Source organism: Syntrophotalea acetylenica, from assembly GCF_001888165.1.
In the GTDB taxonomy this organism is placed as follows: domain Bacteria; phylum Desulfobacterota; class Desulfuromonadia; order Desulfuromonadales; family Syntrophotaleaceae; genus Syntrophotalea; species Syntrophotalea acetylenica.
On record NZ_CP015455.1, the window covers coordinates 2457136 to 2477556 of the forward strand.

The following is a 20421-nucleotide window of genomic DNA, read 5'->3' on the forward strand; positions in this document are numbered from 1 at the left end:
GTCAAGGGTGATTATTCCACCAGGGATTCTTCGACGGAATGGGTCGGTTCGCTCAGGACCGGCAGCTGTTTTTCGCGGAATCGGGCAATGACTTCGCTGACACTCTGGTCCTCGGCCACCTGGTAGATGTCGACCAGATTGTCCTTGAGCATATAGAAGGAAATTTCGCCAATACGGGGGGTAAACAGCAGGTCGATTTTTTGCGCCAGCATGGTCTTGATGACCTTCAGGCCGATGAATTTTTTCTGGTCGAGAAACTGGTTGGAATAAAAGTCCTCGATTTCCTCGCCCTGCGCATGCAAACGCAGCACCACGAAAAAGGGCGCACGCCCGAAATGACCGTGTACCCGGGATTCCAGTCCCTTGATATCCTTGACCGGAACGATAGCGGTCAATTCATGATCGGTGGCCGGCTCGACATGCACGAAAACCGATTCAATGTGTTCGCTCTGCTTGCGGATGGCCTGCTCGGCCAGATCCGCCAGATGGTGGGCGCGATACAAAGGCAGGGTGGGACTGGTATAGATGACGCAATCGACCATGCGAAACGGGCCGGCCTGACGAATACGCACCTCGCTGATGCCCTTGACACCGTAGATGCTGTTGACACACGCTTCGATGGCATGGGTCAACCGGGGATCGAGGTTGGCGTCCAGCAGCGCCAGAAAAGACTGCCGCACGCTGCTCCAGCCCAGTTTGATAATCAGAAAGGCGATCAGCAGAATGACAGCCCCCTCGATATAACGGATACCCAGATAGTCGAGCAGCAATCCCGCCAGCACCACGCTCGAGGTCGCGATATCAAGAAACGATTCGCCGGCATTGACCTGCAGCGACTGGGAATTGATGGCGCGGCCGACGTGTCTTTCCGCCAAAGCGATCGCCAGGGATACCACCATGGAAACGGCGCTGGCCAGCATCGGTACCAATGGCATGGTTCCCCTGCCCGCAGCATGCCCCAGTTTGTCCAGCCCTTCCGGAATCAATTCCAGTCCCGCCCAGCAGATCACCGCCCCGGCAAGCAGGGTGACAAAGGTTTCCGCCCGGTAAAGACCGTAGGGAAACCGCTCGGTCTTTTCCTTGGCGGCCAGCCAGAGGCCAAAGAAGCTGGCAAAAATCGCCAGCAGATCCGCACCGCTGTGAAAAGCGTCGGCGATCAGCACCGGAGAATTGTAATGCCAGCCCACCAGAGCCTTGCCGACGGCCAGACCAAAGGTGGCCGCCGTCGCCAGCAGGGCGATTCTCTGGCCGCGCTGAAGCCGGGCCGTCTGGGCTCGTTGAACACAGACCTCAGTCATGCCGCTACCTCTCTTCGGTAACGAGCTGCCGTGTCATGGGCGAGCCGCATTCAGGACAGATCCGCTTGAAACAGGGCACTCCGAGCTGGTGAGGAAGTTTAAGCCCGCATACCGGGCACACGCAATGGCTGGGCGGACCGCCGGGCCGTTTGCAGCCACTCCAGGGATTTCCACCTCGTCTGCCACCTCTGCCAAAACCAAAAGCCATATCATTTCCCTTGGTGTATCATGTTTTTTGTTAATAGATATTTTTTACATCTATTATGTTTTTTCTGCAACCAAAAGCATTCATTTTACAGATCCGCATGCCACGCCACCACCCGTCAATCTGCTAGAATAAGGAAAGAAATCCCATGCTCAAAGGAGGCTGTCGCATGCGGCACATGCATCTGCCCTTTGATATTTTACCGCAACCGGATGAAACAACCTGCGGCCCGACCTGCCTCCATGCGCTTTATTGCTATTTCAACCAGGAAATGCCCCTGCCGCAGGTGATCCGGGAGGTGCCGATGCTCGAAGGCGGCGGCACCCTGGCGGTATTGCTGGCCTGTCACGCTCTGGACAAGGGATTTCGCGCCACCATCTACAGCTACAAGATGCAGCTTTTCGACCCCACCTGGCTGATGCCGGGCGGGCCGGATATTCGGGACCGCCTGCAAAAACAGATGCTGTTCAAAAACGATCCGAAACTGCAGGCCGCCTCACGGGCTTACCTGCGTTTTCTTGATCTGGGAGGGCAGTTGCGCTTCGAGGATCTTACCCTCGATCTTATCCGACGTTACGTCAAGCGCGAACTGCCGATCATCACCGGGCTCAGCGCCACCTACCTGTACCGCACTCCCCGCGAGTATGGTCCACTCTGCGAATACGACGATATCCGCGGCGAACCTTCGGGACATTTCGTCGTTTTATGTGGCTACGACAAGGAACGGCGCACCATCGCCGTGGCCGACCCGCTGCTGCCCAATCCGGTGGCGGATCGGCAGATTTACAATGTTCCCATCGAACGGGTGCTGTGCGCCATACTGCTGGGTGTTTTGACCTATGACGCCAACCTGCTGATCATCCAACCCCGACAGGAGCGACAACGCCATGCCTCTCGACACCCTGATCGTGGTTGATGACCCGGCCGCCTGGCCTATCGATATCCCCGGCACGGAACTCGTTAAAGCACGCCACTACCTGACCGACCCTGGATATCAAAACCGGCGGCGTGTCAAGGTTTTCAACCTCTGTCGCTCCTACCGCTACCAGAGCCTGGGGTATTACGTCTCGTTGCTGGCCCAGGCCCGCGGTCACCGTCCGCTGCCGGATGTCTCGGCGATTCAGGATCTGAAATCGAACAGCATGATTCGTACCGTGTCGGACGAACTGGACGATACGATCCAGAAAAGCCTGCGTCCCCTGCGTTCCGGAGAATTCATCCTCAGCATCTACCTTGGACGTAATTTTGCCAAACGCTACGACCGACTGAGCCAGCAACTGTTCAGCCTGTTTCCGGCACCGTTTCTGAGGGCCTGCTTCGCCTACAACCCCAAACGGGAAAAGTGGCAGATGCAGAACATCATGCCGCTGGCCGCCAGCGAAATCCCCGAAGAACATCGAGCATTTGCCCTCGAGAAGGCCGTCGAATATTTTCAGCGTCCCCGACCGCGAACGCAGCGGCACGGCCGGGCGCGCTTCGACCTGGCTATCCTGACCAACCCCGATGAAGCCGAACCGCCATCCAACACCCGAGCCCTGCAGCGCTTTCTGCATGCCGCCAGGCAGGTCGGATTCTCAGCAGAGATCATCGGGCGCAATGATTTCGGCCGCCTGGCCGAGTTTGACGCGCTGTTTCTGCGAGAAACGACCAGCGTCAATCACCACACCTTCCGTTTCGCCCGCCGCGCTGTCGCTGAAGGCCTGGTCGTCATCGACAGTCCGGAGTCGATTCTGAAATGCACCAACAAGGTATTTCTGGCAGAACTGCTGCGCCGACATCACATCGCTGTGCCGGATACCCTGATCCTGCACCGCCCCGCCCCGGAACCGGTGATCGCCAGTTTGGGACTGCCCTGCATTCTGAAACAGCCGGATGGTTCCTTTTCCCGCGGCGTGCTCAAGGTCGATCGGGCAGAAGACCTGCGTCAGGAACTTATCCACCTGCTGGCCCATTCCGACCTGGTGATTGCCCAGCGCTACCTGCCAACAACTTTCGACTGGCGCATTGGCATCTTCGATCGTCAGCCATTGTATGCCTGTCGCTATTATATGGCGGCCCGGCACTGGCAGATCCTGCGCCACGATCTTGATGGCAGGCTGCTCGACGAAGGCCGCTGGGAAACGCTGCCAATCCAGGACGTCCCCGCCGGGGTCGTTTCCACGGCGCTCAAGGCCGCCAACCTCATCGGTGACAGTCTGTACGGGGTGGACCTCAAACAGGTGGGCCGACGGGTCTATGTCATCGAGGTCAATGACAATCCAAATATCGATGCAGGAGTGGAAGACGCCGTTCTCAAGGAGAACCTGTATCGCATCATCATGCAGGGATTGATGCGGCGGGTGGAGATGCGCAAGGGGATTCCGGGCAAATGACAACATCCAGAAGGCTGCATCTGTTCGAAGGCATTGGCGTGGAACTGGAGTACATGCTCGTCGACCGGCAATCCCTGGCGGTGGCACCCATGGCCGACCGGCTGCTGGCCGCCCAGGCCGGGCATCTTACGGACGAAGTGGAGGCCGGACCGCTGCGCTGGTCCAACGAGCTGGTCCTGCATGTGATCGAGCTGAAAACCAACGGCCCCGCCGCCGGCCTGACCGAGTTAGCGCCGATTTTTCAAGAAGGTGTTGCCGCGGTCAACCGGCGTCTGGAAACATTTAACGCACGGCTGATGCCCACCGCCATGCACCCCTGGATGGACCCCGCCAGGGACAGCCGTCTGTGGCCCCATGACAACAGCCTTATCTACCAGACCTACCATCGGATTTTCGACTGTCGCGGCCACGGATGGGCCAACCTGCAGAGTTGTCACCTCAACCTGCCGTTTTGCGGCGATGCGGAATTCGGCAGTCTGCACGCCGCCATTCGCCTGCTGCTGCCGATCCTGCCGGCACTGTCGGCCAGCTCGCCTTTTATGGACGGTCGCTTCAGCGGGTTGCTCGACACCCGCCTGCAGGTTTACCGCGACAATCAGAAACGTATCCCGATGATTACCGGCCGGGTAATCCCTGAAGCGGTGTTCAGCCGGCGGACCTACCGGGAGCAGATCCTGTGGCCACTCTACCGCGCCATCGCCACCGACGACCCGCAAGGCGTTCTGCAGGAAGAATGGCTCAATTCGCGGGGTGCCATCGCCCGGTTCGAGCGGGGCACCATCGAAATACGCACCCTGGATGTGCAGGAAACGCCGGTGGCCGACCTGGCGATTGCCGCTGCCGTGGTAGCCACGCTCAAAGCCTTGACCAAACAACGCTGGCAGTCGCCGGCAAAGATGCGGGACTGGCCGGTGGAACCACTGGCGGAAATACTTTCCGCCACCATCCGCGACGCCGAACAAGCTGTCATCGGCAACCGCGCCTATCTCTCTATGTTCGGTCTCGACCGCGACCGTGCCACGGCGAAAGAGTTGTGGCGGCACCTCGTAACCACTCTGGGGCGGGAGCAATGGGGGGAATTGAAATCGTTTCTGCCGGAGTTGACAACCATCCTGGATCGGGGGCCACTGGCGCGGCGCATCCTTGATGCCCTGGGCAAACATCCCGGTCTGGATAATATAGCCGCAATCTACCGAGCCCTGTGCGACTGCCTTGGCAAAGGCCGCATGTTTCTTGCCGAGTGAGCGGCAGAGCAGATAAACCCATGGCTCTTTGCACTCCTGACCCAACCGGATCAAAGGATCACCCCATGACTTGCACGCCCCGGATTTTTGTCAGTTGCGAACATGCCAGCAATCGGATTCCAGTGCGATACCGGCACCTTTTCGAAGATCGGCGGGCCGTACTCGAAACCCATCGTGGATACGATATCGGCATACTGCCTTTTGCCGAAAGTCTGGCGGCAGCCTTCCAGGCACCGTTGCTTGTCGCCAATGTCAGCCGCCTGCTCGTGGACCTCAACCGGTCTGCCGCCAACCGTACGCTGTTTTCCGAATTCAGCCGCCACCTGCCTTTCTCGGAGCAGCAACTGTTGCAACAACACTACCACCGGCCCTACTGGCGCACCGCCAAAGACATCGTCGCCGGCATCATCGCTCAAAACGATCGCGCGCTGCACCTTTCGGTGCACAGCTTCACGCCGATCCTCAACGGAAAGGTCCGCAATGCCGATATCGGCCTGCTGTACGACCCGTCGCGGAGCGCCGAAAAATTGTTTTGCCGCCAGTGGCAAAAAGCCCTCGCGGCAACACAACCGACACTGCGCATCCGTCGTAACTACCCCTATCGCGGCAACGCTGACGCCCTGGTTACCTCTCTTCGCCAAAATTTTGGGGAAAACAGCTATCTCGGCATCGAAATCGAAATCAACCAGGCCATCCCGCTCAGCGGCAAAAACACTTGGGCAAGGCTGCAACAGGCATTGATCGCAGCGCTGCGCAAAACCCTGCGAAATATCAACGCATGAAATTGATTTCGCAGAAGTTTCTGATAAATTCACAGGACGGTCAGGTAAATCGGTGCAAAGTTGACCGGCATCAATTTTTCTCTTGTCGATCCGGGTTAGGTTGCCATCAAAGACACCCTGAAACGCTTCTGAACAGATATCGCCCAGGCATATCCCACCAAGACGAGGAGGAAACATGTACTGTCACCAATGCGAACAGGCGGCAAAAGGCGTAGCATGCACGGTAACCGGCGTATGCGGCAAGCAACCGGAAACGGCGGCGCTGCAGGACAACCTGCTGCAGGGCCTGCGGGGTCTGGCCTACTACGCCAACGAGGCGCGCAAACAAGGCAAAAAAGATTTGCAGATCGACAAGTTCATGCTGGCCGGGCTGTTTGCCATCGTGACCAATGTCGACTTCGATCCCAAGCACCTTGAAGAACTCATCGCCCGTTGCTACAACATGGAAAAAAAAGCCATGGATCTGGCCGGAACCTCCTGCTGCGGCATCGGCAAGCTGGTGAGCGGCATCAAGGAAGCCTTCAAACCCGGGGTGCCGGCGGACGCCAAGGACTGGAAACCGACTTCCGATCTGATCAAACAGGGGGAAAGCTACAGCATCGAGCATCTGCACGCCGATCCGGACGTGCGTTCAGCCATTGAAATCCTGATCTACGGCCTCAAAGGCATGGCGGCCTATGCCCACCATGCAATGATCCTGGGTAAAACCGACGATGAAGTTTTCGCCTTTTTCCACCGGGCGCTGGCCGCCACCTGCGACCCCAACCTGGGACTGATGGATTTCGTCAACCTGGCCATGGAATGCGGCAAGGTCAACCTGACCGTCATGGGGATGCTCAACGAGGCCAATATCGGACATTACGGCAAACCCGAACCGACCATGGTCAACACCGGTACCCGCAAGGGCAAGGGAATCCTGGTTTCCGGACACGACCTGAAAATGCTGGAGGAAGTTCTCAAGCAAAGCGAGGGCAAGGGCATCAACGTCTACACCCACGGGGAAATGCTGCCGGCCCACGGCTATCCGGGTCTGAAAAAATACAAGCACCTGGCCGGCAACTTCGGCGGCGCCTGGCAGGACCAGGCCAAGGAATTCCCCGAATTTTCTGGCGCCATTATCTTCAATACCAACTGCATCCAGCGTCCGGCCGATTCCTATAAAGACCGCCTTTTCACCTGGGACTGCGTAGCCTGGCCCGGCGTCAGGCATCTGGAAGGATGGGACTTCTCCGAGGTTATCGACAAGGCCCTCGCCTGCCCCGACCTGCCCGAAGCACCGGGCAAGGAAATCATGGTCGGTTTCGGCCACGACGCGGTGCTGGGCGTAGCCGACAAGGTCATCGAAGCGGTGAAGGCCGGCGCGGTAAAACATTTCTTCCTCATCGGCGGTTGCGACGGCGCCAAACCGGGGCGCAACTACTACACCGAGTTCGCCGAAAAAGTCCCCAAGGACTGCGTGATCCTGACTCTGGCGTGCGGCAAGTACCGTTTCAACAAACTTGACTTCGGCGACATCGGCGGCATTCCACGCCTGCTCGACGTGGGACAGTGCAACGACGCCTACAGCGCCATCCAGATCGCCATCGCCCTGGCCGGCGCCTTCGAATGCGGCGTCAACGATCTGCCTCTGTCGCTGATTTTGTCCTGGTACGAGCAGAAGGCGGTGGTCATCCTGCTGACCCTGCTGCACCTTGGCATCAAGAATATCAAGCTTGGCCCCACCCTGCCGGCCTTTGTTTCGCCGAACGTATTGAATTACCTGGTGGAAAACTTCAACATCGCCCCCATCAGCACCCCGGATGCCGATCTCAAGGAAATCCTCGGCTGATTCGGAAATAACCCACGATCAAAAGGCGGCAGGAAATCCTGCCGCCTTTTTTCACAATGCACGGTTTGATGCCTGACAAACCGCCTGCAAAACTCAGAGCGGAAGCCCCGCCGAAAACTCTTCGTGCATGGCCTGCTGAAACACTACCACTCTGCTTCTGCCCTCCCGCTTGGCACGGTACATGGCGGCGTCAGCTTCGCGCAGCAACTGCTCAATATCGATATGGCCACCTCCAACAAAAACCACTCCGATGCTGGCGGCAAAACGCACCGGATGGCCGTTGTGAAAAGCCGGTTCCTGAAGGGATTCCAACAGCCGCGAGGCGAGATGGACGGCGTCCACCTTTCGTGCCACAGGATCAAGCAGTACGGCAAACTCGTCTCCCCCCATGCGCGCGAGGGTGTCGCTCTCCCGGAAACAGCGGCCGAGGCGCTCCGCGGCTACCGTCAGCAGTTCGTCGCCAGCGCCATGACCGAAGGTATCATTGATCCGCTTGAAGTGATCGATATCGATCAGCAAAACAGCCAGACCGGCAGACTGGTTTTCCCTTAACCTCTGCAAGGCCGAATGCGCACGCTGGAAAAACAGGGAACGATTGCCCAGCCCCGTCAAAGGGTCGTGCAGCGCCTCGTGGCGCAACGCCTGCTGGACCTTCTGCAACCTGTCCAGGGTCTCATTCATGCTGACGGCAATCATGCCCAGTTCGTCATTCCCTTCCACCGTCAGCCGCAAATCGGCTTCACCGGCATCGCGGATACGCGCCAGGCCCCGGTCCAGACGTTTCAGTCGCGCCAGAACCAGACGGTGCATGAGATGCATCAGAACTATCAGGAAGACCACCGCCGCCGCGGCCAGATTTGCCATCAGATAGTGTTGTCCGGCTTTCCCCTGCCGATAAATCCAGCGAGCATCCTGAACGCGCAGAACAGCCGCCGGGCGCTTCGCATCGTCGGCAATCAGAACATATCCGCTGATGGCATCCGCGCCTTCCGTGCGAACCGCCACAGGTGAGGCTGCTGAAACGGGCACATCGTTCGGCCGGGAAACAAGGGAAAGGTTCAACCCGGCAGGCCGCGCGGCCTGCTGCAAACGCCGGTCATCGAGAAAACGGCCTACCAGCAGGGTGCCGCGACCTGGCCCCATGGCGTTGCTGTTCAAAATCGGCGCGGCGGCAACCAGCAGGGGCCGACCTTCCACGCCTATCAAGCCGCTGGCGGGCGGATGCTTTGCCGAAAGACGCGAGAACCTTCCGCTTTCCTGAATTGCGGCGACCCAGGCGGCAGGTGGGGCCGTCACGACATTGCTGCCATTGTGCCAGAAGCCTTCAAACAAGGAGCCGTCAGGACCAAAATACAGAAACAGCTCGGCATCCAGCTGCAGAAAAGTGGCCACCGGCAGATTGGAACGCACGTATTGCCTGTTGCCATCCTGCATGAAAGCATAGGTATCATCCCAGTAAGCCCAGTCTCGGACATACAAGGACTGGGTTTCCAGCAGGCTGTTCACCACCCGCCTTGCCAGCTCTACCCGCTGCAACATGTATTTGTGTTCCAGCCGTTTGAAACTGCCGAGAAAAATGGTTGAGGATATCCCGTATAAAACGGCATAAAACCCCAGCAAGGTCACGGCAACCAGGCAAAAGGTTCGCAAACGTAAAGTCACAAGCAACCTCCGGGGTCCTGTCCGGAAACCGGACCGGCAAAAGCCATGCTACCGGCGGTGCAAACCTGGTCTGCGCATGCCGATTCCGAACCGCTGCAAAAAAAAGGATGACCCCCATTACCATTGGGCGTCAAACCAGCGGACCTGTTGCTTCATCGACCGACACGACCAAAAAGTTTAATCCAATGCGGGAAAGGGCGGAAGCAGGTCCGATGCGCAAAATTGATGAAATTTCCGGCAATTTTGCCTAATTTTTAGTCATACATGGTAAGGCCTACCTGTTTTTTATTCTGGACATGTCCCACACTTTTACACTAAAATGCGATCTGCTTAAATTTTGGCTTAAGACTGCCTATTTATTAGGCAAAAACACATACACATCTAACGCAACAGGAGGCACTATGACTGTAACACTGGATGAAAAAGTCTCCCCCATCTATCAGGAAGTACTGGCCCGCAATCCGGGGGAAGTGGAATACCACCAGGCGGTGCGCGAAGTTCTCGAATCCCTGGGACCCGTTCTGAGCAAATACCCGGAATTTCGCGAATACAAAATCATCGAAAGGATCTGCGAACCGGAGCGCCAGATCATCTTCCGGGTACCCTGGCAGGACGACCAGGGCCGCGTGCACATCAACCGCGGTTTCCGCGTCGAGTTCAACAGCGCCCTTGGTCCCTACAAAGGCGGCCTGCGGTTCCACCCCTCGGTTTACCTGGGAATCATCAAGTTCCTCGGGTTCGAGCAGATTTTCAAAAACTCCCTGACCGGCATGCCCATCGGCGGCGGCAAGGGTGGCTCGGACTTCGATCCCAAGGGCAAATCCGACAGCGAAATCATGCGCTTCTGCCAGAGCTTCATGATCGAACTGTATCGTCACATCGGTGAAAACACCGACGTTCCGGCAGGCGACATCGGTGTTGGCGGTCGCGAAATCGGCTATATGTTCGGCCAGTACAAGCGCATCACCAACAAGTACGAAGCCGGCGTTCTGACCGGCAAGGGGTTGACCTGGGGCGGGTCCCTGGTGCGCACCGAAGCTACCGGCTACGGCACGGTCTATTTCGTGGAAGAGATGCTCAAGGCCCGCGGCGATTCGCTGGAAGGCAAGGTATGCACCGTTTCCGGTTCCGGCAACGTGGCCATCTACGCCATCGAGAAACTGTTCCACCTTGGCGCCAAAGTAGTAGCCTGTTCCGACTCCAACGGCGTGCTGTTCCATGAAAAGGGCATCGACCTCGACCTGCTCAAACAACTCAAGGAAGTCGAACGCCGCCGCGTCCGCGACTACGCCAGCTACCACAGCGATGCCGTCTACACCGAAAACGGCAACATCTGGGACATCCCCTGCCAGGTTGCCCTGCCCTGCGCAACCCAGAACGAACTGACCGGCAAGGACGCCGAGGCTCTGGTCAAGAACGGCTGTATCGCGGTCGGTGAGGGCGCCAACATGCCGACGACTCCCGAAGGCGTCAGCGTCTTCCTCGACGCCAAAATCGCCTACGGCCCTGCCAAAGCCGCCAATGCGGGCGGGGTTGCGACCTCGGCGCTGGAAATGCAGCAGAACGCCAGCCGCGACTCGTGGTCCTTCGAGCACACCGAAAAACGTCTGCACGAGATCATGATCAACATCCACAAAAACGTCGCCGAAACCGCCATGGAATTCGGCACCCCCGGCAACCTCGTCAACGGCGCCAACATCGCCGGTTTCATCAAGGTCGCCAAGGCCATGCTGGCCATGGGCCTGGTCTGATCCATACAGCTCACGAAAAACAGAAAAGCCCGGCTTTTGCCGGGCTTTTCTGTTTTCAGCGACCGAAACAGATCACTTTTTGCGCCAGCACATCGGACATCAACTGCAGTTCGCCTTCGTCCAGAAACACGACCTTGACAATCTCTTCATACCTTCCGGCGGTCGGCTCCAGGCTCAGAAGGCGGTTCGGGTGCCGATCGAGCAGGCTGCGATTGAAAAAACAGTGCCCATCTTCGGGATACAACGCCAGATAGAAGATCTCGGTCTCCACCAGATCCTGGAAAAAATGCGATCCGAAAGACAGTTCCGGCATCAGGCCACCCGGCGGAAATGCCACTTCGACCAGCACGGAAACATTGTTGATTTCGGAAAATCTCACCGGGATGCCCAGCGAAGGGGTGCTGGTTCCCCATCGGCCAGGCCCCATCAGCAAGGTGGGCAGATCCTGTTTGTCACAGACCTTTTTATTGATCCTTCCCACCAGCCGGGCGATTTCATACTTGTCGGACAGCGGCAGAGGGCAATAGCCCTGCGGCTCGATCCAGATGATGCAGTGCACCGGCTGCACAACGTTGCCCCCCATGAAATGCCCTTCTGACTCAAAAAAAACCCGCTCTTGGGGCAAAGCCTCGGGGATATTGCCGCCCTTCTCCAGACCGCGGGTCTGCAGCGGACGGCACTGGACCAGGTTGATACGGGGCACATCGTCCCCGATGAAATTTACCGTAAATTCGATATCCACCGGGTAACAGTAGGTTTTCTCCAGGGTCTTGAGCATGCGTTGCATCAGCTTTGCGAAGCCGGTTTCGGACAACAGCCCTTCAAACGTCAGCAACCAGGCGGGCCGCGACTTGAGGCCGCGCTCTTCCAGTCGTTGCAGCGCCTCCCGGTCCGGCACCGCGTAACGCTCCAGCTCCATATTCAGCCGGTGTCCGGCAAGGGTCAGCAAGGATACCGTTTCCGGAGCGTTTTTATTTACATTCAGCACATCGACGTCCCGTTGGGAAAAGCGGCGGAGATCCGAGGCGTTTTTCTGGGGAATCTTGCCGGGCTGATCCAGGGCGACAATGCGCGGGTAATCGCTCTCCGCGCGGTCCACGGCACGGGTTCCCAAGCCGAGCACCAGGCGCAACATGCCGGCCCTGGGATCCATGTCCCGATCCCACACAAAGGTGTTGTAGGAGGCCCCCACCCCGGCCAGTTCCGGAAAATAAAAGTGTTCATGGTAGGCTCCGGACACACGCTGCACGAGCAGGGCCATCTGCTCCTGCCGCTTGTCGAGCCCCCTCTGCCGCCGATAGGTCAGGGCATCTTCGCTCATGGTGCTGGCGAAAACCTGGCGCACCGCATCTTCGAACTGTTCGTAGCGCTGTTCCGGCGCCCCCTGGTTGACGCGGAAGTAACTCTCGTATTTTCCGGCAAAGGCGTTGCCAAAACTGTCCTCGAGCAGGCTGCTGGAACGCACGATAATTGGATATTGCCCGAAATGTTCGAGCATTTCCCGAAATTTTTCCCGCACCTCCGGCGGGAACGAGCCATGGCGGAATTTTTCGGCAAGATCGGGGGCATGCCGGAAATAGCCGTCCGGAGTTTTCTGCTGCATCAGCAGTTTCCACCAGCCGTTATGGACAATATAGGAAAAATAGATATCCGAGGCGATGTAAAAGGAATCGTGCGGTTCCAGATAACGCTGCCAGTCAAAGGAAAAATCACGCAGCAGCATACCGCGGGCCAGCAGCATGCCAACGGCCTTGCCCCCGATATAACCGGTGCCGATAGTGCGCGATTTGATCTCGAGCAAATCCTCCAGGGAAAAATAGCTGCGCGCCAGGCTCAACATGCGGTCATCGTGCCCGATCATGATGCGGCATAGCTGATCGACCATTTCCTCCTGCTCACTACGGGAGGATGGCGTAGCGGCCAGCGCTTCGGCCCGCAGGAAAAGGCGATCCCAGTAATCCAGATGCCGGTGGGCGTTCTCGGAATTGCGCAGATAGATCCGGGTCAGGTTGGTGGCATCGTAACTGTTGGCGATCGGCACGAAGCATTCATCCTGCTTCACATGGGGCAGAAACATGGTCGGCGAGTGCCGCTGCCAGACTTTCGTGGGGTGCACATGCATGAGGCCGTTAAACCGGTAGAGATCGAGCAGCACCTGGGTCGTCTCGCGGATCTGGGCAATCGTTTTAAAGGAATGGCTGCTGCGGATCAGTCCGAAATAGGCCACCGTATCCAATTCATAAAGGTATGGGCATGTCACCTGAAAAAAATTGCCGATCATGGCGTCTGTCGCCCAGGCCAGCAGCAGGTCCGACAGGCAATCGAACACGTAATACACCCCGGGGCCTGTCTCGGTAAGGATATTATAGACTTTGGTGGCAAAGGGCTCGAACCCTTTATAGGCATCCAGTTTGTGGATGGTAACCCCCGGAGCCGGCTCAACCAGAGACGGGTGCTGGCCGAACCGCATATAGACGACCTGCCGGCCCTCGCCCAGCGCCTGCTGCACAAAGCGCTGCGCAAAATAATCGTAGTCGGCCACGCTGTCGACACGCCACACGACATTGTCGCCCACCCGCAAATGGTCGAGGATATCATCGAGACCAAAGAATCCCGTCGAGGCAATCGACTGCCTGTTCATAGGGCAACCTCCGGGTTGAAGGGCAGTTCATCATGGCGGCAGGGAACACTCGCCCCCCGCGGCAGGCGGGAAAATACCCGCCATGGTGTCTGGCGATATCAAGTTGCGCGAAACCTGATATCATTTGCACAAAAGCATAACAACAGGTGAAAGGACCCACAAGCTTGAAAACCACCCCATGCCGTGACACCGCGGGCCCGGACCTTGCGGCTTTTACCGAATTCTGCCGTCGGCAGGGCATCAAACCGACCCGGCAGCGCATCGAAATCTACCGGGAGCTGCGGGCGAGAGAGGATCATCCGAGCGCGGAAATCATCTATGGCCAGGTAAAAAAACGCCTTCCCGCAATTTCCCTGGACACGGTCTACCGCACCCTGCGCCTTTTTGAACAACAAGGCATCATCTCCCGCGTCAGTGCGCCCGGAGAAAGCATGCGCTTTGACGGCAATCTGCAGCACCACCACCATTTCATCTGCACTGAATGCGGCTCGGTACGGGATTTTTACAGCGACGCATTTGACAGCCTCACCGCTCCGGAACAAGTGGTCGAGTTCGGCGACATCCGCTCCGTCCACGTCGAGGTGCGGGGCGTCTGCCATGACTGTCGAAACAAAACCGGGGAAAAACCACCCCCATCACCTTGACTTTTGGTAGAAATGTTCAATAGTAATAATTACTATTCTACATCCGGGTTTCGGAAACAAGGGCAATTCCGCCAAATCCGCATTACGACCCTTGAAATGCATGTTGCATCATTTATTTTTTCAGTTAAGTGTAAGCGACATCGCGTTTTCCGACCATGCGTTTTTCACCTGTAACACGATAGAAAGGAACAGCTTATGACCCTTAAAGGCAGCAGAACCGAGAAGAACATCCTTACCGCCTTCGCCGGTGAATCCCAGGCCCGCAACCGCTACACCTACTTCGCCAGCCAGGCCAAAAAAGATGGTTTCGTGCAGATTGCCGACATTTTCGAAGAAACCGCCAATCAGGAAAAGGAACACGCCAAGCGGCTTTTCAAGTTGCTCGAGGGCGGCGAGGTGGAAATATGCGCGGCCTTTCCGGCCGGAGTGATTGGCGACACCGCCACCAACCTGGAGGAAGCCGCTGCAGGGGAAAACCACGAGCACGCCCAGATGTATCCCGGCTTCGCCAAAATCGCCCGGGAAGAGGGATTCGAAGCCATCGCGGATATTTTCATGGCGATTGCGGTCGCCGAAAAACAGCACGAAAAACGCTATCGTGCCTTGCTGGCCAACATTAAAAACGGCAAGGTCTTCAAAAAAGACAGTCCGGCGGTCTGGCGCTGCCGCAACTGCGGCTACCTGCATGAAGGAACGCAGGCGCCCGCCGAATGCCCGGCCTGCGCCCATCCCCAGGCCCACTTCGAACTGCTTGGAGAAAACTACTGAAAATTTAAGAAGATTCCCTTCGGGGAGAAAGGAGACCCCATGCCGTCCATCATGCAGACCATCGAGGCCAACAGCACCCTCAAAACGCTGGCCACCGCCCTAAAAACTGCCGGCATGACCGACTGGCTGAACAAGCCCGGCAGCTTCACCTTTTTCGCGCCCAACGATGATGCGTTCAAACGGCTGAACATCGAAGTGATCATGGAGGACAAGGACAAGCTCGCCACCATTCTGCAATACCACCTGGTGGCCGAAAAACACGCCGCAGCCGCGCTGGACGCCCAGAACATCTTTACCCTGGCCACTGAAATGGGCAAGAGCCTGTCGGTGTATCTCGATGAGAACGAAATCATGATCGACAACGCCCACATCATCGAACCGGACATCGAATGCGCCAACGGTGTCATCCACATCATCGACAATGTGTTTCTACCGCAGCATTCGGGTTGGTATGAAACCACGGCCTGAGATGGCTTTTTATAGCCGGGTTCGGGTCAAACCTTACGGAAAGAATGCGTCAGATACGCAAAAAGGAGTTTTCCATGGCAGAGGATAAATCCGACAAGTCGAAAAAACTCACCACCAACGCCGGCGCTCCCGTGGTGGACAACAACAACATCATGACCGCCGGTCCGCGCGGCCCGGTGCTGCTGCAGGACACCTGGTTTCTGGAAAAAATGGCCAATTTCGACCGCGAGGTGATCCCCGAACGCCGCATGCATGCCAAAGGGTCGGGGGCTTACGGCGTTTTTACCGTAACGCATGACATCACCAGCTACACCAAAGCGAAAATTTTCTCCGAGGTCGGCAAGAAAACCGAGATGTTCGTGCGTTTCTCCACCGTCGCAGGCGAGCGCGGTGCGGCCGACGCCGAGCGGGATATCCGTGGCTTTGCCATGAAGTACTACACTGAAGAAGGCAACTGGGACCTGGTCGGCAACAACACGCCGGTGTTTTTCCTCAAGGATCCGCTGAAATTCCCCGACCTCAACCATGTGGTCAAGCGCGATCCCCGCACCAACCTGCGCAGCGCCAAAAACAACTGGGATTTCTGGACCCTGCTTCCCGAAGCCTTGCACCAGGTGACCATCACCATGAGCGACCGCGGAATCCCCTGCTCCTACCGGCACATGAACGGCTACGGCAGCCATACCTACAGCCTTATAAACGCCAAGAACGAGCGTTTCTGGGTCAAGTTCCATTTCAAGACCCGGCAGGGCATCAAGTGCCTGACCGACTGCGAGGCCGAAGCAGTGATCGGCAAGGACCGGGAAAGCAATCAGCGCGATCTTTACGAAAGCATCGAGAAAGGCGATTTTCCGGGCTGGAAGATGCAGATCCAGATCATGACCGACGAGCAGGCGCGCACCTGTCCCTTCAACCCCTTCGACCTGACCAAGGTCTGGCCCCACGGCGACTACCCGGTAATGGATGTCGGTGAATTCGAACTCAACCGCAACCCGGACAACTACTTCGCCGAAGTCGAACAGGCGGCGTTCAACCCGGCCAACATCGTACCGGGCATCGGCTATTCGCCGGACAAGATGCTGCAAGGGCGACTGTTTTCCTATGGGGATGCACAACGCTACCGGCTCGGCGTCAACCACCACCTGATCCCGGTCAACCGCCCCCGCTGCCCGTTCCACAGCTACCATCGCGACGGTCAGATGCGCGTCGATGGCAACTACGGCAGTACGCTCGGTTATGAGCCCAACGGCTACGGCGAATGGCAGGAACAGCCCGAATACGCCGAACCGCCGCTGGAACTCTCGGGGGCGGCGGCGCACTGGAACCACCGGGAAGATAATGACGATTACTACAGCCAACCGGGCGACCTGTTCCGACTGATGAGCCCCGAACAGCAGCAGGCCCTGTTCGGCAACACCGCCCGCGCCATGGGGGACGCCCCGCGCGAAATCAAGATCCGCCACATCGGCAACTGCATGAAAGCCGATCCGGCCTATGGCCGGGGCGTCGCCGAAGCCATGGGCATTCCGCTGGAGGAGATCCCCGAATAAGCGTCATCGCACGGCAAGGGCACTCTCCAAAAAGATGGAAGACCTGTCGTTTATGGCCGGGGCCAGGTTGCCTGAGCGCACCGAAACCCCGGCCTTTTTATGGGGACCGCCTCTTGCGCGAGGGCCCCATCGAAATCCAACTTTCAGATCCGGGATGGTTCTTTATGAAATCGTTCAATTGGCAGGTGCTGCTCGGTGCCACGTTGCTGCTGTTGTCCATTCTCGTCTATATCCTGCATTACCTGATCTTCAAGGATCTTCACCATATTCTTATTTTCCTGGTGGAGGACATAGCGTTTGTATTTGTGGAAGTTTTGCTGGTTACCCTCATCATTCACCGCGTACTGCAGGAGCGGGAGAAAAAGAAGCGCCTTGAAAAACTGAACATGGTGATCGGGGCTTTTTTCAGCGAGGTGGGAATCGGCCTGTTACGCCTGATTTCAGGATGGGACGCTCAGTCCGAAAATATCGAAGCAGCCCTTGATACGCGGCAGGACACCGCCAGTGAAGGCTACAGAAAGTTGTGCGGATATCTCAGGAAGCACAGCTATCAGATTGATCAGAAAAAGGCTGAATTGACAAAACTGAAAGAATTCCTGGGGCCGAAGCGCGATTTTCTGCTGAGACTGCTGGAAAACCCGAATCTTCTGGAACATGGAGCCTTTACGGATGTTCTCTGGGCGGTGTTTCATCTGACCGAGGAGCTTGAAGCCCGGGAAACCTTCGATGGGTTGCCGGCTTCCGACAGCACCCACCTGTGTGGCGATGCAGGGCGCGTCTACGGGCAACTGAGCCGGCAGTGGCTCAACTATATGCAGCACCTTGAAGCGGCTTACCCCTACCTTTTTTCACTGTCCTTGCGAAAAAACCCTTTTGACCGCAATGCCTCGCCCATTGTGCAGGGCCCGCTTTAATCCAGAGTGGACAATGGCCGTCCCTGCCACAGGGACGGCCAACGGGTGGATCAACAAAGCGGCTGGCGTTTCAGCGTTGCTTGCGAAACATGCCCTTGGCGGATTTTTTGCCGCCCTGCTTGAATTCGTAGTACCGCACCGCCCATCGCCACCACGCGGGCAGCGGATGCCCGAGGCGCCTGCAGTATGTCTGGATAAAGAGTTCACGATCCGGCCAATCCAGCTTGTAACAGATCCGCATCAGATCCAGCACGCGATGCCTGTCGTTGACCTCCTTCAGCACCCGGGCGCGGCCGATGTCGATCAGGTAGGGTGTTATGCGGCCGTCGGCCTTCTGGGTAAGCATCAGGTTGCCGACGGAAAGATCCCGATGCAGGATGCCGGCCTGGTGCATTTGGAATATGAAGCCGCTCAGCATATCGAACCACTGCTGCTTATCGTAGCCACGGTAGCCGGACTCCCCCTGGCTGAAGGCCCGGCAAACGTGACGGGAGGAAAAAGCGTCGGGAATATACTCGCAGATATAATAACTGTCCCGGATGCCGCTGAAGCGATGACGCTCGTAAAAAGCGATGGGCGTCGGGGTACCGATGCCGTGCCTGAGCATGTGCGCTGCCGTATTCCAGTGCCGCACGCCCTTGCTGGGCTTGAAAAGATAGGCCAGTCGCTTGATGCCCCGGGGGCGGTTGAACTTCACGGTGAGCTGCTTTGCCGGATCCTGCGGATGTGCGATATTCCACAAGCGGTTGCGCCGGTCGCGCAGCACTTCGCGCTCGGGAAGGCAGGTCAGATTTTCCGGGGCCAGAAGATCCCCGAGATCTCCGGACGGGCAATGACGGCTGCGAATAAAAGCGCCGCGCCACGCCTGGTTTCGCCAGGGCATGCCCTGCAGGTCGGGAAGATGGGGATATATGATTTTCGAATCGCAAGTGTTCATGACAGACAGATGCTCCGGCAGAAGTTGCTCACGCAGCCCCGGAAAATCGATGAACAGGGGCCGCTCGTTGATAACCGTGGGAAAAGCGACGGGATTGCCGCGAAAATCCGAGAAAACGGCACCCTGCAGTTGATCCGCACCATAAAGATCCGACAGCCGCAACGCCTGGCCGTCGCGGCACCAGCCAACGTGAAAGAGCCGTCCGTCGGAACCGGTGAAGGCAAAAAGCCTCGCCCCCCGGCTGTGACCCGACACCAGGTCGCAACGGGCGCCGCGCAGCCGGCGCGCGACATGACCCAGCGCGTGAAACGCAGGCATAATGACCAATGCGTCGACCGCGCCGCGTACCGACCGGTAAAAGGTTGATTGGTCGACCTTGGGATAGCCGCAGGCCCGATCGTCGATCAGCCCGTCCCGGCCACAGATCATCGGCCCCCAGAAAACCCGGTCCAGAGCACCACTGCTGGCGGCCAGCAGCAGGTAGCGGATCAGATAGTCGACCTTCTTTTCCTGGGGAAACACGGACCAGCGCATCAGGCGCCTGGTGGACCAGAATTGACAGGTCGCAACGGTCTTCAGGCACCCGGCTCTTTTTCCCAGGCCTTGCAGCAGGCGGGCTTTTTTTACCAGATCGAACCCGAGCAGATCGGTCGCCCAACGCCCCAGCACACGATGATCGCGTGCTTCCGGTTCGATAACCCGCTCCACAAACAGGTTGTTGGTATGGATCCGCGGCACGTGGCCCATGCGCCGCATGGCGTTGAGAATGACGGCATTATAAAAAGGCTCGAAATCCTGCACATTGGGACCGGCCAGGGTCACAGCGCGGGGCGCGGCCTCTTCGCAGGCAATCTGCCAGGCCCGCAGGTAGCCGCTGGGCCTGAAGCCGGACCACCGACGGCGGTTGGGCGTGCTGCCGATCTCAAAATCCGCGACTTTTCCGGCATAGCGGCCAAAAACCCCGCGAACAAAATGCCGCCAGCGCTCCCGGCTCTGGTTATCGGTCAACATACGCGCGGCGTCCTCTCGTGGAGGAAGCAGCACCAGGCTGACCGTGAACTCGGCGGACAGAAGTCTGTCAAGCATCCTCTGCGCCGGGCCGTTCAAACTGCAATAGGAAAAAGCCAATCGGACATTGCGGATATCGAGCTCCCGCAAGCGGGCGATCACGTAATCATCGCAGCGTTCATCTTCGGAGGTCGCAATGTTGATGCCGAAAAAATCCTCGGGAATAGATAAAGCATCCCCCCGCCGCCGCGCCGATCGCCTCGAACCGGAAAGTGAACAAAACACGGCGGCCAGATCCCGGGCGGCCAAAAGCAGGCAAAAACGAAATTGATGGAGTGTATTCAAAACG

The 20421-nt window shown here is 57.8% G+C and carries 15 protein-coding genes; 11 read left to right on the top strand and 4 right to left on the bottom strand.

What is annotated here, in order from left to right; translation table 11 throughout:
- Positions 1 to 11 precede the first annotated feature (11 nt).
- The gene (locus A6070_RS11370; protein WP_072285862.1) at positions 12 to 1298 is read right to left on the bottom strand and encodes a cation diffusion facilitator family transporter; all 1287 of its coding nucleotides are present in this window, start codon (positions 1296 to 1298) and stop codon (positions 12 to 14) included.
- A gap of 374 nt (positions 1299 to 1672) precedes the next feature.
- On the opposite strand from A6070_RS11370, the gene A6070_RS11380 reads away from it, so the two are divergent.
- The 5 genes from A6070_RS11380 (at position 1673) to hcp (ending at position 7729) form a co-directional block, all read left to right on the top strand.
- Entirely contained in the window at positions 1673 to 2419 is a 747-nt protein-coding gene (locus A6070_RS11380; protein WP_083558844.1) for a cysteine peptidase family C39 domain-containing protein, read from the top strand.
- Positions 2391 to 3875 (top strand): RimK family protein, encoded by a 1485-nt coding sequence (locus A6070_RS11385; RefSeq protein ID WP_072285864.1) that lies wholly within the window; start codon positions 2391 to 2393, stop codon positions 3873 to 3875. The genes A6070_RS11380 and A6070_RS11385 overlap by 29 nt, the downstream gene beginning before the upstream one ends.
- Positions 3872 to 5119, top strand: coding sequence for a carboxylate-amine ligase (locus tag A6070_RS11390; RefSeq protein WP_072285865.1), 1248 nt, complete (start codon positions 3872 to 3874; stop codon positions 5117 to 5119). The genes A6070_RS11385 and A6070_RS11390 overlap by 4 nt, the downstream gene beginning before the upstream one ends.
- A gap of 65 nt (positions 5120 to 5184) precedes the next feature.
- Positions 5185 to 5901 (top strand): N-formylglutamate amidohydrolase, encoded by a 717-nt coding sequence (locus A6070_RS11395; protein ID WP_072285866.1) that lies wholly within the window; start codon positions 5185 to 5187, stop codon positions 5899 to 5901.
- A 175-nt stretch (positions 5902 to 6076) separates the two neighbouring features.
- Positions 6077 to 7729, top strand: a complete 1653-nt coding sequence (gene hcp, locus A6070_RS11400; protein WP_072285867.1) for a hydroxylamine reductase — start codon at positions 6077 to 6079, stop codon at positions 7727 to 7729.
- Positions 7730 to 7822: 93 nt separating this feature from the next.
- Here the strand turns inward: hcp and A6070_RS11405 are convergent, their stop codons facing one another.
- The gene (locus A6070_RS11405) at positions 7823 to 9391 is read right to left on the bottom strand and encodes a diguanylate cyclase domain-containing protein (RefSeq protein ID WP_072285868.1); all 1569 of its coding nucleotides are present in this window, start codon (positions 9389 to 9391) and stop codon (positions 7823 to 7825) included.
- 401 nt (positions 9392 to 9792) lie between these two features.
- On the opposite strand from A6070_RS11405, the gene gdhA reads away from it, so the two are divergent.
- Positions 9793 to 11142 carry an NADP-specific glutamate dehydrogenase gene (gene gdhA / locus A6070_RS11410; protein WP_072285869.1) on the top strand — a complete coding sequence of 450 codons (1350 nt, stop codon included), beginning with the start codon at positions 9793 to 9795 and terminating at the stop codon, positions 11140 to 11142.
- A 55-nt stretch (positions 11143 to 11197) separates the two neighbouring features.
- On the opposite strand, the gene A6070_RS11415 is transcribed toward gdhA, so the two are convergent.
- Positions 11198 to 13783: a PEP/pyruvate-binding domain-containing protein gene (locus A6070_RS11415; RefSeq protein WP_072285870.1), complete on the bottom strand. Its 2586-nt coding sequence runs from the start codon at positions 13781 to 13783 to the stop codon at positions 11198 to 11200.
- 164 nt (positions 13784 to 13947) lie between these two features.
- On the opposite strand from A6070_RS11415, the gene A6070_RS11420 reads away from it, so the two are divergent.
- From A6070_RS11420 to A6070_RS11440, 5 genes are all read left to right on the top strand, one after another.
- The gene (locus A6070_RS11420; protein WP_072285871.1) at positions 13948 to 14427 is read left to right on the top strand and encodes a Fur family transcriptional regulator; all 480 of its coding nucleotides are present in this window, start codon (positions 13948 to 13950) and stop codon (positions 14425 to 14427) included.
- Positions 14428 to 14622: 195 nt separating this feature from the next.
- Positions 14623 to 15195, top strand: a complete 573-nt coding sequence (rbr, locus tag A6070_RS11425) for a rubrerythrin (protein WP_072285872.1) — start codon at positions 14623 to 14625, stop codon at positions 15193 to 15195.
- A gap of 39 nt (positions 15196 to 15234) precedes the next feature.
- A complete protein-coding gene (locus tag A6070_RS11430; RefSeq protein WP_072285873.1) occupies positions 15235 to 15663 on the top strand; it encodes a fasciclin domain-containing protein in 429 nt (142 codons plus the stop codon).
- A gap of 74 nt (positions 15664 to 15737) precedes the next feature.
- On the top strand, positions 15738 to 17213 hold the full coding sequence (locus A6070_RS11435) for a catalase (protein WP_072285874.1): 1476 nt from the start codon (positions 15738 to 15740) through the stop codon (positions 17211 to 17213).
- A 164-nt stretch (positions 17214 to 17377) separates the two neighbouring features.
- The gene (locus A6070_RS11440; RefSeq protein WP_072285875.1) at positions 17378 to 18127 is read left to right on the top strand and encodes a hypothetical protein; all 750 of its coding nucleotides are present in this window, start codon (positions 17378 to 17380) and stop codon (positions 18125 to 18127) included.
- Positions 18128 to 18197: 70 nt separating this feature from the next.
- On the opposite strand, the gene A6070_RS11445 is transcribed toward A6070_RS11440, so the two are convergent.
- Positions 18198 to 20357, bottom strand: a complete 2160-nt coding sequence (locus A6070_RS11445) for a lipopolysaccharide kinase InaA family protein (protein WP_145926352.1) — start codon at positions 20355 to 20357, stop codon at positions 18198 to 18200.
- Positions 20358 to 20421: the final 64 nt, after the last annotated feature.